This window comes from Pseudomonas sp. 10S5, from assembly GCF_035019745.1.
Classification (GTDB): Bacteria; Pseudomonadota; Gammaproteobacteria; order Pseudomonadales; family Pseudomonadaceae; genus Aquipseudomonas.
Genome location: NZ_JASJVL010000004.1, coordinates 239,356 through 253,268, shown reverse-complemented (window position 1 = coordinate 253,268; position 13,913 = coordinate 239,356). Strand labels below are relative to the sequence as shown.

The window sequence follows — 13,913 nt, the reverse complement described above, 5'->3', positions numbered from 1 at the left end:
GCCTAGGACTTTTTTGGCCAGCTCGGTATGTCGCGGCGCTGGCCAATTGGAACGGCTTGCGCAGGTAACGCGCCCCAATTGCCCTGCCCATCAGCCGCATCGTCAGGCTGCTCATTGGGAGACTGGCCCGCAATGGGCGGCACAGCGGCCTCGCTCGGCGGTGGCGATAGTGGTGGGTTACGACGGCGGTGACGCAGAGCAAATTCCGCTACCGCATCGATATCTTCGTCGGCAATTTTCCATGCGCCACGCCACGCCGCGTGGGCTCGTGCTGACCTCAACCAGACCAGGTCGGCCCGCAAACCATCGACACCCGCCTCGAAACACCGCTCAGTAATTTTTGCCAAGGAAAGGTCATCCAGCGCAATAGTCGGCAGCAGCGCCCGCGCCTGCTCGCACTGCTGTTTCAGCGCTTCTTGCTGGATCGACCACGCAGCACAAAAGGCCAGAGGATCGTTATCGAAATCCAGTCGACGACGAATAATCTGCCCGCGCTCAGCCGGTGCAGTGTGCCCACTGAGTGCCACGTTCAAGCCAAAGCGATCCAGTAATTGTGGGCGTAATTCGCCTTCTTCCGGGTTCATAGTGCCGATCAACACGAACCGCGCCGAATGACGGTGGGAGATCCCGTCCCGCTCCACGACGTTAACGCCACTGGCCGCGACGTCCAGCAGCAGGTCAACCAGCGGGTCAGGCAGCAGATTGACTTCGTCGACGTACAACACCCCGCCGTCCGCCTTGGCCAGTACCCCTGGTGAAAACTGCGCCCGACCTTCACTCAGTGCCGCGTCCAGGTCCAATGTGCCGACCAATCGTTCCTCCGTCGCACCCAGCGGTAACGTGACGAACTGTCCGCTGGCCAGCAAATCGGCCAACCCGCGGGCGAGGGTTGACTTGGCCATGCCGCGAGGGCCTTCGATCAGCACACCGCCGATCTTCGGGTCAATGGCCGTGAGGCACAGGGCTAACTTGAGTTCGTCGGCGCCAACCACTGCGGCCAAGGGAAAATGCGGGATATCGCTCATGTGCAACTCTCAAAAGTGATCAATTTTCTTCAATGTCCAGCAGCAGGTTTTCCAACGCCTCGCGGTATTCGCCGGGCTCTTGCCACAACCCACGTTGCTGAGCTTCGAGCAGGCGTTCGGTCATGTCGCGCAACGCATCGGGATTGTGCTGCTGAATAAACTCCCGGGTCGAAGGATCAAGTAGATAAGCATCAGCCAACAGTGCGTATTGATGATCGTCGATCAACTGAGTCGTGGCGTCGAAGGCGAATAAGAAGTCTACGGTTGCTGCCATTTCAAACGCGCCTTTGTAGCCGTGGCGTTTGACCCCTTCGATCCATTTTGGATTGGCCGCCCGCGATCGCACCACCCGATTCAGCTCTTCTTTAAGGGTTCGAATTTTCGGTAAATCCGGCTGACTGTGGTCGCCGTGATAGCTGGCGGCAGCTTGGCCACTGAGACTTTCCACCGCAGCCAGCATGCCGCCTTGGAACTGGTAATAGTCATTGGAATCGAGCAAATCGTGTTCGCGGTTGTCCTGATTTTGCAGAACCGCTTGCACTTGGCCCAAGCGTTGCGCGAAACGCTCTCGTGCGGGCGTGCCTTCATCAGCCACGCCGTACGCATAACCGCCCCAATTGAGGTAAACCTCCGCAAGATCCTGGCGGGTTTGCCAGAGGCGCCCATCGATAGCGCCTTGCACGCCTGCGCCGTAAGCGCCGGGTTTAGCACCAAAAATACGCCAGCCCGCTTGGCGCGCTGCGTCCTCGACAGGCAATCCCTCGCTTTCAAACCTAAGCCGCTCTTCACGGACCTTGGCCGCCAGCGGGTTTAGCTCATCCGGTTCATCCAGCGCGGCGACCGCCTGCACTGCCGCATCGAAAAGCCGGATCAGGTTGGAGAACGCATCGCGAAAAAACCCGGAAACCCGCAGTGTCACGTCGACCCGAGGACGATCCAGCAAGCTCAATGGCAATATTTCAAAATCATCGACCCGCTGACTGCCAGTAGCCCAGACCGGACGCACGCCCATCAGCGCCATAGCCTGAGCGATGTCGTCGCCACCGGTGCGCATGGTTGCGGTGCCCCACACCGACAAACCCAACTGACGCAAGTGATCACCATGGTCCTGCAAATGACGCTCAAGCAGCAGGTTGGCCGATTGGAATCCAATTCGCCAAGCGGTAGTGGTCGGCAGATTTCGCACGTCTACTGAGAAAAAATTGCGCCCGGTGGGCAGTACGTCGAGGCGACCACGGCTCGGTGCGCCGCTGGGGCCTGCCGGCACAAACCGACCGCTCAGTGCATCGAGCAACCCTTGCATTTCAGCCAGGCCACAGGCATCAAGGCGCGGCGCAACCACTTCGCGCAATGAATGAAGAATAAGTTTTAAGTCATTGTTTTCAGATAATTCGTCGATTGGTAACCCGTGCAGCACTTGCTCAATCAGCTGCGCCGCATACAATTCCAACCGCTCTCGAACGTCGCCAGCCGTTCGCCAAGGGTCTTGGCTGACGCTGAGCAACACATCGGGCCGAGGGCCGTTCCAAGGCTCGGATAACTCACAGTTCAACGGGTCAAAACCCAACTCGAAAGCTTTGCTCAGGGCCCGTAGCAAGCTCGATTGAGCGCCACGGCCGTCGCCTCGGGGGATGCGTAATAGGGCCAGCAAGGTGTCGATGCGCAACCGACCGCTGGGCGATTCGCCGAAGATGTGCAAACCGTCGCGAATCTGCGATTCCTTGAGGTCGCACAAATAGGTGTCCAGACGCGGCAGCCAGACCCCCGCATCGGCGTCGCTGTCGAGCTGCTCGCCCAGTTGCAGCTCGCGGTCGATGTGGGTTTCCCGGACCAGCTTAAGAATGTCGCGTTGCAGTTCCCGTGCCCGGCGCGGGTCGAGCAATTGCGCTTCGTAGAACTCGTCGGCCAGCACTTCCAGGTCACGCAACGGGCCGTAGGTTTCGGCTCGGGTCAACGGCGGCATCAAGTGGTCGATGATCACGGCTTGGGTACGGCGTTTTGCTTGAGCCCCCTCGCCCGGATCGTTGACGATGAACGGATAGATGTTCGGCATCGCGCCCAATACCGCGTCCGGCCAGCAGGTCTGCGACAACCCCACGCCTTTGCCCGGCAACCATTCAAGATTGCCGTGTTTGCCAACATGGATCACCGCATGGGCGCCATAGGCCTTGCGCAACCAGAAATAGAACGCGAGGTATCCGTGGGGCGGCACCAAATCCGGGTCGTGATAGACCGCACTGGCATCTACTTGATAACCCCGTGCCGGCTGAATACCAACGAAGGTCATTCCAAAACGCAGCCCGGCGACCATCATTCGCTCAGCGCGAAACATGGGATCGGCCTGCGGCGCGCCCCAGCGTGCAGTCACCGCATGCTGATTGGCCAGTGGCAATTGGCTGAACGCGGCAAGGTAGTCATCAAGCGCCATGCTTTGCTGACAGGGACGCTGGTCGATCGTGTCCAGATCATTGGTCACGCCGCCGAGCAGTGCATGAATCAGGGCCGTGCCGCTCTCAGGCAACGGCGCCATCGGATAACCTTGCGCCTGCATAGCGCGCAAAATATTCAGCGCCGCCGCTGGCGTGTCCAACCCCACCCCGTTGCCGATCCGACCATCTCGGGTCGGGTAATTGGCCAATATCAACGCGATGTGCTTTTGCTCGTTCGGTAGCCGTGCCAGATCAATCCAGCGCCGCGCCAACTGCGCGACAAAATCCATGCGCTCGGGCTGGGCGCGATAACACACCACGTCCGACTGGCTGCGCTCGCTGTGCCACGCCAAGTCCTTGAAACTGATCGGCCGACTGATAATCCGCCCGTCCAGCTCCGGCAACGCGATGTGCATTGCCAAGTCCCGCGCGCCCAAGCCTTGTTCACTGGCCTGCCAAGCGGGCTCGTTGTCCTGCGCACAAATAGCTTGAATGACCGGCACGTTGCGCCGAAACGGTCGCAGATGAGGGGCTTCGGGGCTGGATTGGGCAAAGCCGGTGGTATTGAGGATCAGCTCAGCCCGGACCTGATCGAACAGGTCCTCCACCACCGCCAGACAACCCGCTTCTTTCAAGCTGGCGACTGCAATGGGCAGTGGATTCAGGCCCTGAGCCTGCAAACGGGCGCAAAACACGTCGATAAATCCGGTGTTGGCCGCTTGCAGATGGGAGCGATAAAACAGCAGCCCTACCACCGGTTGCGACGGCTGCCATTGGGCTTGCCAATCGCTCAGGCTAGCGTTGGCTTTGTGCGGGTGATAAATCGCGGTGCGTGGCAGGGTTTCGGGTTCAGCCCACGGATAATCCCGCGCTAGAAAACGACTGGCCAAGCACCGGTACAACTCCAGCGCATTGTGCATGCCACCCTGACGCAAAAAATGCCAAAGCCGCTCGCCCTCTTCCGCCGTCACGTTGCTTAAGCCGCTAAGCTCCGGGTCAGGCCGGTCATCGCCGGGCACCAGAATCAGCTTCACACCACGCTCAGCCAGCTGCACCAGGCGCTCAACACCATAGCGCCAATAACCGATACCGCCGTGCAGGGAAATAAGAATGACCTTGGCGTGTTGCAGCACTTGATCGACGTAGAGGTCCACCGATGCATGATTCTGCACCTGCATCGGATTGGCCAGGCGCACGCTGGGGTAATCGTCGGGCAACTGTTGCGCCGCTTCCGCGAGCAGCGCCAAGTGGGAATCGCCGCTACAGAGAATCACCAGCTCGGCCGGGGTTTGCCCCAAATCGGCGATGCTGTCGTCGGGGACGAATCCGCCGGGCTGGGTTCTCAGTAAATGCATGGGTCAGCCAGCAACCGCTGCGTGCAACTGGGCTTCAAGCACCCCGGCGTCGAGCTTCTGACCGATCAACACCAAATGGGTTACTCGCTCTTCGTCGGCACGCCACGCGCGGTCGAAATGTTTGTCGAAACGGGTACCGACACCCTGAATCAGCAAACGCATCGGTTTGCCCGGAATCGCGGCAAAGCCTTTGACCCGCAAAATACCGTGCTGCACCACCAATTGGTTCAAGGCATCGAATAACAAGCTTTCGTCAGCCTGCGGCAAGGTGATTGAAATTGAGTCAAACGCATCATGGTCATGATCAGCAGGGTCTGCGCCTTCATGGGAATCGTGATGGCTATGGCGACCGTCGATATGCAGTTCGGACTCGGCGCCCAGGCCTAACAACACGCTGATCGGCAAGCGACCATTGCTGGCCTCAATCACTTTGACCGCTGGCGGCAGCTCCTCCGAGACTTCAGCACGGACTGCGGCGAGGCCGGCAGCGTCCATCTTGTCAGCCTTGTTGAGGATTACCAGATCAGCGCTGGACAGCTGATCGGCGAACAACTCGTGCAGCGGTGATTCGTGGTCCAGGTTCGGATCCATCTTACGCTGGGCATCGACTTGATCCGGGAACGCCGCGAAGGTGCCGGCCAGCACCGCAGGGCTATCGACGACGGTGATCACCGCGTCAACCGTACAGGCGTTGCGAATTTCCGGCCACTGAAAGGCTTGGACCAAAGGTTTGGGTAACGCCAGGCCCGAGGTTTCGATCAGGATGTGGTCCAGATCGCCACGGCGGGCGACCAGCTCGCGCATGACCGGGAAAAACTCTTCCTGAACGGTGCAGCACAAGCAGCCGTTGGCCAGCTCATAAACCCGGCCGTTGGCTTCTTCTTCGGTGCAGCCAATGCTGCATTGTTTGAGCAGGTCGCCGTCGATCCCCAGTTCGCCGAACTCATTGACGATCACTGCAATTCGCCGACCGTCAGCGTTGTCGAGCATGTGCCGTAGCAAAGTGGTTTTGCCCGAACCGAGGAAGCCGGTGACGATGGTGACAGGAAGTTTGGCCAGCGTTTTCATTGGGTGCCCTTTGGCAAAGCGGCGGGCAAAACAGGACGAGAACCGCGCAGCATATGCACGCGGATCAATTCGCCACCGGATCACCCCGCCCGGTTGTAGTGAGAATTCTGATGTCGAGGCAGGTCTCCTGGCTTACGGTGGCATGTCGACTGCCTCATCGCGAGACGCCGAGCACGCGTTCATTGCGCCTTCCCGCGTCAGGCGCAGTGGCTGTGCAATGAACATAACCGTTTACAGTTGCGGGGGCAGCCGCGGCATTGACCGCGTTCCCTTCTTAGCCCCGGCCTGCGCCGGAGAACCTCAAGGATGCAAGGCTACGCAGTGACCTTGGGCAGGTCAATCACCAGCGCCTCGCGACAGGTCGCGCGATTGACGTTTCGCGCCCGGTCATGGTTTCCTGCCACGCTTTACCGATAGCGGAGCAAGCGGATGTCGACGACGCTGGTGGTGGGGCTTGGCTGCCAGCGCGGCTGCCCTGCAAGCCTGCTGCTCGAACTGATCGAACAAAGCCTGGCCGCCCATGGCCTGCGGATCGACGCGATTACCGCCCTGGCGTCCATTGATCAGAAAAGCACTGAACCGGGCCTGCTAGCGCTGGCTGCGCTGCTTGATCTGCCGGTGGCGTTTTTCAGTGCCGCGCAATTGGCAAGCTTCGACGCACAGCTGAGCTATCGATCGGCGCTGGCCTTTGCCCATACCGGTTGCCATGGCGTGGCAGAAAGCGCAGCCCTGGCCTTGGCGGAACAGCTCAGCGGACGCCCCAGCGTATTGCTGATCAACCGCAGCAAAAATCGACACGCGACATTTGCCTTGGCAGGTGATGTACCGAATCCTCGATAATCCGCACTCCGCTCACTCATCCAGCCCTTTGTAGCTTCAGGAGATTCCATGACCGTCTTTTTCATCGGCGCAGGCCCCGGCGACCCGGAGCTGATCACGGTCAAAGGTCAACGCTTGATTCGCAGTTGCCCGGTGATTATCTACGCTGGATCGTTGGTGCCGACGGCGGTCCTGGCAGGCCATAACGCTTTGCAGGTGATCAATAGCGCAGAGTTGCACTTGGAGCAGATCATTGAGCTGATGAAGTCTGCTCATGAACAAGGCCAAGACGTCGCCAGGGTTCATTCCGGCGATCCGAGCCTTTATGGCGCCATTGGTGAGCAAATTCGTCACTTGCGCGAACTGAATATAGCTTTTGAGATCATCCCGGGCGTCACCGCCACCGCCGCGTGCGCAGCGCTGTTAGGCGTGGAACTGACCCTGCCGGACATTTCCCAGAGCGTGATTCTGACCCGTTACGCGGACAAAACCTCGATGCCGGCAGGCGAGGAGCTGGCGAGCCTGGCGCAACATCGGGCGACCATGGCCATTCATCTAGGGGTGAACAATCTGCACAAGATAGTGGCCGAACTAATGCCGCACTACGGCGCTGATTGCCCGATTGCAGTGGTCCATCGTGCCAGCTGGCCGGATCAGGATTGGGTAGTAGGAAACTTGACAGATATAGAAGAAAAAGTGCGGGCCAAAGGCTTTCGCCGTACGGCTTTGATATTGGTTGGCCGGGTGCTGGGCAACAACAGTTTTGCCGACTCATCGCTATACCGTGCCGGGCATGCCCATGTGTATCGGCGTTAATTTTTGTGACTTTTTGCACGACTCAAATCGGCGACAAAAAAACACCCCGAACCCGCGGGGTGTTTTTTTTGTTCAGGTCAAACAGCAGCCTTAGTAGTAAGCGTGCTCTTTTTGCGAGTGATCGGTCACATCGCGGACGCCTTTGAGTTCGGGAATGCGTTCGAGCAACGTACGCTCTATCCCTTCTCTCAAGGTAACGTCAGCTTGGCCACAGCCTTGGCAGCCGCCGCCGAATTGCAGGACCGCGATGTTTTCGTCGTTTTCTTCGACCACATCAATCAACGTCACCTGGCCGCCATGACTGGCCAGACCAGGGTTGATTTCGGTTTGCAAGTAATAATTGATGCGCTCGTTGATTGGGCTGTCGGCATTGACCATAGGTACTTTGGCGTTTGGCGCCTTGATGGTCAGTTGGCCGCCCATGCGATCAGTGGCGTAGTCGACAACGGCATCGTCAAGAAAGGCTTCGCTGAAATTATCAATCCAGGCAGTGAAGCTTTTCAGGCCAATGGCGTTGTCTTCAGGTTTTTCTTCGCCCGGCTTGCAATAAGCAATGCAGGTTTCAGCATATTGGGTGCCAGGCTGGGTAATAAACACGCGGATGCCGATGCCCGGAGTGTTCTGCTTTTCAAGCAGATCGGCCAGATAATCGTGGGCAGCATCGGTAATAGTAATAGCGGTCATGAAAATTCCTCGCAGACGTAGGCAGAGTTTACGCCAATCAAACGCGCCGCACAAAGTCCTAGTAATTTTGTCGGGAAAGGGCCGTTTTGGTTTTTTCGATTCGGTGCTGGTCCAACCAGCCCTTAAGGCGGCGGTACAGTCCTTTCTCAATCCATTGGTAACTGCCCCAGGCACCCAGTCCTATTACCGGCACGCAAACCGCAAACACCGCGTATGGATTCAGCCCAAAACGCTCGGCAACTAACCACCCGCTATAGAGCACCAACACATGCAGCAAATAGACCGAGTAAGAACAATCCCCCAGCGCCTTGAGCAATTGGTTGCCCTCAAAATAGGGTTCCATTGAGATGCAGGCGATAACAATCAAAGCGCTCGGCAGGCCCCAGTTGATAAATCGATCATCTGCAGGCAAGTGATAAATAGTCATCAACGCGCCCGTAATCGCTAACAAAGGCAGCCACAAACCGTTGCCGACCCAACCGCGACGGTAGATCACACCGATTCCGATCCCGAGGAGAAATTCGTAAACGATGTCATTGCCATAAAAATGGCTAATCAAGCCATAGCGCGCCAGTACGCCACTCACGGCAAATAATGCTGTCGCTACTAACAGGGGCCGATGGCGTTGCTGAACCAAGAATACCGTCGAGAACAATAAATAGAAGAGCATCTCGTAATTCAGCGTCCAGCCCACATTGAGCGTTGGGTACATGCCGTAGCCGCCAGGGTTTTCCGAGGGAATAAATAGCAGCGACAGCATGAAATGCTGCCAATCGACAACTGCATGCGGCAGTAACGGCCTGGCGAACACGATTAACAAGCCCATGGCGGCGGTATAAACCCAATAGGCAGGCACAATGCGGATGATGCGATTGACCATGAAACGACCGACCGGCATGTCTTTGCTTTGCGTTGAAAGGTAGATCACCAAGCCGCTGATCACAAAAAAGATATCGACCCCAACCGCCCCCCGATCAGCGAAGAATTGCCCTATCGGACCAGACGCATGAAAATCAAAGAAAATCTGCATGAAGTGGTGGCATACAACGACCCACGCGGCGAGTGCCCGCAAGGCTTGAACCGAAATCAACATCTGCAACTCACCCTGTTTTTCAATCGCGACCAAGAACCTGGAACAGCGGCTGCCCCAGGTCGTATTCGTAGTTCCGACCGCGTAATAGTCGAAAAGGTTGCGACGGTTTGATGACCGGTAGGTGGGGCGGCGAGTATTGACCGATAGATCGGCCGGTCGCTTGGCATGTGAGAAACAAGGGATCGTACAGCCACCTAGTGACCAGCACTTCACCGGCGCCGTATGAGTCACTGAAGCATTTCATTGGGCTATTTTCTGCAAACCGGCGATTTCAACATGAGAAATATTCATGCAAAACCGCGACTCTCACTAAAAGCGCGCAAGTTTGCTATTATCCCCGACCTTCTGTATCAGCCTATTTCAGGTAGTCCTATGTCCGATCGCAGCGTTCGCCTTTCAGCTCTCCAAAAAGCCCTCAAAGAGCGCATTCTGATTCTCGACGGCGGCATGGGCACCATGATTCAAAGCTATCGGCTTGAAGAAGAAGACTACCGCGGCAAGCGCTTTGCCGATTGGCCGAGCGATGTAAAAGGCAACAACGACCTGTTAATTCTCAGTCGTCCGGACGTGATTGGCGCTATTGAAAAAGCGTACCTTGACGCAGGGGCGGACATCCTTGAAACCAACACGTTTAACGCGACCCAAGTGTCCCAAGCCGACTATGGCATGGAAGCGCTGGTCTATGAGTTGAACGTAGAAGGCGCCCGCCTCGCCCGCAAGGTGGCTGACGCAAAAACCCTGGAGACGCCGGATAAACCTCGTTTCGTCGCCGGCGTTCTAGGCCCGACCAGTCGCACCTGCTCGCTGTCGCCAGACGTCAATAACCCAGGCTATCGCAACGTTACCTTCGATGAACTGGTGGAAAACTACACCGAAGCCACCCTCGGGCTGATCGAAGGCGGCGCCGACCTGATTTTGATCGAGACGATTTTCGACACGCTGAACGCCAAAGCGGCGATTTTCGCGGTACAGGGTGTGTTCGAGGACGTCGGCTTTGAATTACCGATCATGATTTCCGGAACCATCACCGACGCCTCGGGCCGTACCTTGTCCGGGCAAACGACTGAAGCATTCTGGAACTCCGTGGCCCACGCCAAACCCATCTCCGTGGGCTTGAACTGCGCGCTGGGTGCCGCTGATTTGCGGCCCTATCTGGAAGAACTATCGAACAAGGCTGGTACGTATGTGTCTGCTCACCCAAACGCAGGTTTGCCTAATGCATTTGGTGAGTACGATGAAGAGCCGAACCAGACCGCTGCGATTATCGAAGAGTTTGCCCAGAGCGGTTTTCTCAACATTGTTGGCGGCTGTTGCGGTACTACCCCCGCGCATATCAAGGCCATCGCCAATGCGGTGAGCAATTATCCGCCACGCCCTATTCCCGACATCCCAAAAGCGTGTCGATTGTCAGGGCTCGAACCGTTCACCATTGATCGCAGCTCGTTGTTCATCAACGTCGGGGAACGCACCAATATCACCGGTTCCGCACGTTTTGCCCGACTGATTCGTGAAGATAACTACACCGAAGCCCTGGAAGTGGCGTTGCAACAGGTTGAGTCCGGCGCTCAGGTGATCGACATCAACATGGACGAGGGCATGCTCGACTCGAAGAAGGCCATGGTGACCTTCCTCAATCTGATTGCCGGGGAGCCAGACATCTCCCGCGTCCCGATCATGATCGACTCCTCAAAATGGGAAGTGATCGAAGCCGGCCTGAAATGCATTCAGGGCAAGGGCATCGTCAACTCCATCAGCATGAAGGAAGGCGTCGAGCAGTTCATTCATCATGCCAAGCTGTGCAAGCGTTATGGCGCCGCCGTGGTCGTCATGGCGTTCGATGAGAACGGCCAGGCCGATACCGAGAAACGCAAAAAAGAAATCTGTAAGCGTTCTTACGACATTCTGGTCAACGACGTGGGCTTCCCGCCGGAAGACATTATTTTCGACCCGAACATCTTTGCCATCGCGACCGGCATTGAAGAGCACAACAACTACGCCGTCGATTTCATCAACGCCTGTGCTTACATTCGCGACCACCTGCCCCACGCCCTGACCTCGGGCGGCGTGTCCAACGTGTCATTCTCGTTCCGGGGCAACAACCCAGTGCGTGAGGCGATTCACTCGGTGTTCCTGCTGTACGCGATCCGCAACGGCTTGAGCATGGGCATCGTCAACGCCGGGCAGCTGGAAATTTACGACCAGATCCCTACCGAACTGCGCGATATCGTCGAAGACGTCGTCCTCAACCGCACCCCTCACGGCACCGACGCGCTGGTCGCGATTGCCGACAAGTACCGGGGCGACGGCAGTGTCAAGGAAGCGGAAACCGAAGAGTGGCGCAGCTGGCCGGTGAACAAACGCCTGGAGCATGCGCTGGTCAAGGGCATCACCACGCACATCGTTGAAGACACAGAAGAGTCGCGGCAGTCGTTCAAGCGCCCGATCGAAGTGATCGAAGGCCCGTTGATGTCCGGAATGAACATCGTTGGCGATCTGTTTGGCTCGGGGAAGATGTTTCTGCCACAGGTGGTGAAATCGGCGCGGGTAATGAAACAAGCCGTTGCGCACTTGATCCCGTTTATTGAACTGGAAAAAGGCGACAAACCGGTGGCCAAGGGCAAAATTCTTATGGCCACGGTCAAGGGCGACGTACATGACATCGGCAAGAATATTGTCGGCGTGGTCCTCGGTTGCAATGGCTACGACATCGTCGACCTCGGGGTAATGGTGCCTGCCGAAAAAATTCTGTTGGCCGCCAAAGAACACAAGTGCGACATCATCGGCTTGTCAGGCCTGATCACCCCGTCCTTGGATGAAATGGTTCACGTTGCGCGGGAAATGCAGCGGCAGAACTTCTTCCTGCCACTGATGATCGGCGGCGCGACCACCTCCAAAGCGCACACAGCGGTGAAGATCGAGCCCAAATACAGCAACGACGCCGTGATCTACGTCACCGACGCCTCCCGCGCCGTGGGTGTGGCCACGCAGTTGCTGTCCAAGGAGCTGAAACCAGCCTTCATCGAGAAAACCCGGCTTGAGTACATTGACGTTCGGGAACGCACCGCCGCCCGCAGCTCGCGCACTGAGCGCTTGAGCTATGGCGCAGCGCTGGCGAAGAAGCCGAAGTTTGATTGGTCAACCTATCAACCAGTGAAACCAACGTTCACCGGTATCAAGGTACTGGAAAATATAGACCTCAACGTGCTGGCTGAGTACATCGACTGGACGCCGTTCTTCATCTCATGGGACCTTGCGGGCAAATACCCGCGCATCCTCACTGACGAAGTGGTGGGTGAAGCCGCGACGTCATTGTTTGCCGATGCTAAAGAGTTACTGAGCAAACTGATCGACGAAAAGCTGATCAGCGCCCGGGCCGTGTTTGGCTTCTGGCCTGCTAATCAGGTGGATGACGATGATTTGGAGCTGTACGGCGATGACGGCGTGCCTCGGGTCAAGCTGCACCATCTGCGGCAACAGATCATCAAGACCGACGGCAAGCCTAACTTCTCCCTGGCCGACTTTGTCGCGCCCAAGGACAGCGGTGTGACCGATTATGTCGGTGGGTTTATCACCACCGCCGGCATCGGCGCTGAAGAGGTCTCCAAGGCTTACCAGGATGCCGGCGACGACTACAACGCGATCATGGTCAAGGCCTTGGCCGACCGGTTGGCCGAAGCCTGCGCCGAGTGGCTGCACCAGCAGGTGCGGAAAAACCATTGGGGTTACGCCAAGGACGAGCAACTGGCCAATGAAGACCTCATCAAAGAGCAATACGTCGGCATTCGCCCCGCACCAGGCTACCCCGCGTGCCCGGACCACACTGAAAAAGGCACGCTGTTTGATTTGCTCGACCGTGGCGACGATGGCCGGACCGGGCTGAGCGGCGTGTTCCTGACCGAAAGCTACGCGATGTTCCCTGCGGCTTCAGTCAGCGGCTGGTATTTCGCTCACCCTCAAGCGCAATACTTCGCGGTCGGCAAAATCGACAAGGACCAGATCGAAAGCTATACCGCGCGCAAAGGCCAGGACTTGAGCATGACTGAGCGCTGGCTTTCGCCGAACCTGGGTTATGACAATTGATTGTATTTTTGCCTGAATAAAAACGGCCCTTCGGGGTCGTTTTTCATTTGTGGCCTACGCTCATCACTTACCTACCCTTTAATCGACCGTAGGAGCCAACGTGTTGGCGCCTACAGGGACTGGGTTAGACAAGCAAATCTGCGAGGACGTATGAACGACTCACCAGACCACTCCAAGGGCAAACCACCGACGCTCTGGCAAATGCTGCAGAGCGTCACGGCAGCCGCCTTTGGCGTACAAAGTGGCAAAAATCGCGAACGGGACTTTACCCATGGAAAGCCGAGCCATTTTGTCCTGCTGGGGATTTTGTTTACAGGGGTGTTTGCGCTGACGCTGTTTGGCATCGTGCAGTTGGTGTTGCACTTCGCAGTGGGATAGACGTCTGCGACGCCTAAATGACGCACTGTCCGGCACCCGTGCCGGACAGCCGCAGGTTGGCAGTTACTGGTGGCTCACCCAAAACACGGCCGTCGAAACGACCAGGATGATAATGAAGAGAATGGCCCAAGCATCTACTTTGCTATCTGGTTTTGCGATTCGGACA

At 57.4% G+C, this 13,913-nt stretch carries 10 protein-coding genes and 1 riboswitch; of the genes, 4 read left to right on the top strand and 6 right to left on the bottom strand.

The genetic code is table 11. From position 1 onward, the window contains the following. Window positions 1-2 precede the first annotated feature (2 nt). Genes QN378_RS06005 through cobW form a run of 3 tightly spaced genes read right to left on the bottom strand, consistent with a single transcriptional unit; the run spans window position 3 to window position 5,877 of the window. Window positions 3-1,025 carry an ATP-binding protein gene (locus tag QN378_RS06005; protein ID WP_322203369.1) on the bottom strand — a complete coding sequence of 341 codons (1,023 nt, stop codon included), beginning with the start codon at window positions 1,023-1,025 and terminating at the stop codon, window positions 3-5. A 19-nt stretch (window positions 1,026-1,044) separates the two neighbouring features. Next, window positions 1,045-4,809: a cobaltochelatase subunit CobN gene (gene cobN / locus QN378_RS06000; protein WP_322203367.1), complete on the bottom strand. Its 3,765-nt coding sequence runs from the start codon at window positions 4,807-4,809 to the stop codon at window positions 1,045-1,047. Between the two features lie 3 nt (window positions 4,810-4,812). After that, on the bottom strand, window positions 4,813-5,877 hold the full coding sequence (cobW, locus tag QN378_RS05995; protein WP_322203365.1) for a cobalamin biosynthesis protein CobW: 1,065 nt from the start codon (window positions 5,875-5,877) through the stop codon (window positions 4,813-4,815). A 99-nt stretch (window positions 5,878-5,976) separates the two neighbouring features. After that, a riboswitch (cobalamin riboswitch) is annotated at window positions 5,977-6,195 on the bottom strand. Window positions 6,196-6,306: 111 nt separating this feature from the next. On the opposite strand from cobW, the gene QN378_RS05990 reads away from it, so the two are divergent. Both QN378_RS05990 and cobM read left to right on the top strand, forming a co-directional pair. Continuing rightward, window positions 6,307-6,717, top strand: coding sequence for a cobalamin biosynthesis protein (locus QN378_RS05990; protein ID WP_322203363.1), 411 nt, complete (start codon window positions 6,307-6,309; stop codon window positions 6,715-6,717). A gap of 48 nt (window positions 6,718-6,765) precedes the next feature. Next, window positions 6,766-7,512 (top strand): precorrin-4 C(11)-methyltransferase, encoded by a 747-nt coding sequence (cobM, locus tag QN378_RS05985; RefSeq protein ID WP_322203361.1) that lies wholly within the window; start codon window positions 6,766-6,768, stop codon window positions 7,510-7,512. Window positions 7,513-7,602: 90 nt separating this feature from the next. On the opposite strand, the gene nfuA is transcribed toward cobM, so the two are convergent. From nfuA to QN378_RS05970, 3 genes are read right to left on the bottom strand one after another with little or no spacing between them, the layout of a single operon-like run. Next, window positions 7,603-8,196 carry a Fe-S biogenesis protein NfuA gene (gene nfuA / locus QN378_RS05980; protein ID WP_322164577.1) on the bottom strand — a complete coding sequence of 198 codons (594 nt, stop codon included), beginning with the start codon at window positions 8,194-8,196 and terminating at the stop codon, window positions 7,603-7,605. A 58-nt stretch (window positions 8,197-8,254) separates the two neighbouring features. Beyond that, a complete protein-coding gene (locus tag QN378_RS05975; protein ID WP_323546230.1) occupies window positions 8,255-9,289 on the bottom strand; it encodes an acyltransferase in 1,035 nt (344 codons plus the stop codon). A 19-nt stretch (window positions 9,290-9,308) separates the two neighbouring features. Next, window positions 9,309-9,533 carry a hypothetical protein gene (locus QN378_RS05970; RefSeq protein WP_323546233.1) on the bottom strand — a complete coding sequence of 75 codons (225 nt, stop codon included), beginning with the start codon at window positions 9,531-9,533 and terminating at the stop codon, window positions 9,309-9,311. Window positions 9,534-9,661: 128 nt separating this feature from the next. Between QN378_RS05970 and metH the strand changes: the two genes are divergently transcribed. After that, a complete protein-coding gene (metH, locus tag QN378_RS05965; RefSeq protein WP_322203357.1) occupies window positions 9,662-13,369 on the top strand; it encodes a methionine synthase in 3,708 nt (1,235 codons plus the stop codon). Window positions 13,370-13,519: 150 nt separating this feature from the next. Next, a complete protein-coding gene (locus QN378_RS05960) occupies window positions 13,520-13,747 on the top strand; it encodes a DUF2970 domain-containing protein (RefSeq protein ID WP_322203355.1) in 228 nt (75 codons plus the stop codon). The last annotated feature ends 166 nt before the right edge of the window (window positions 13,748-13,913 follow it).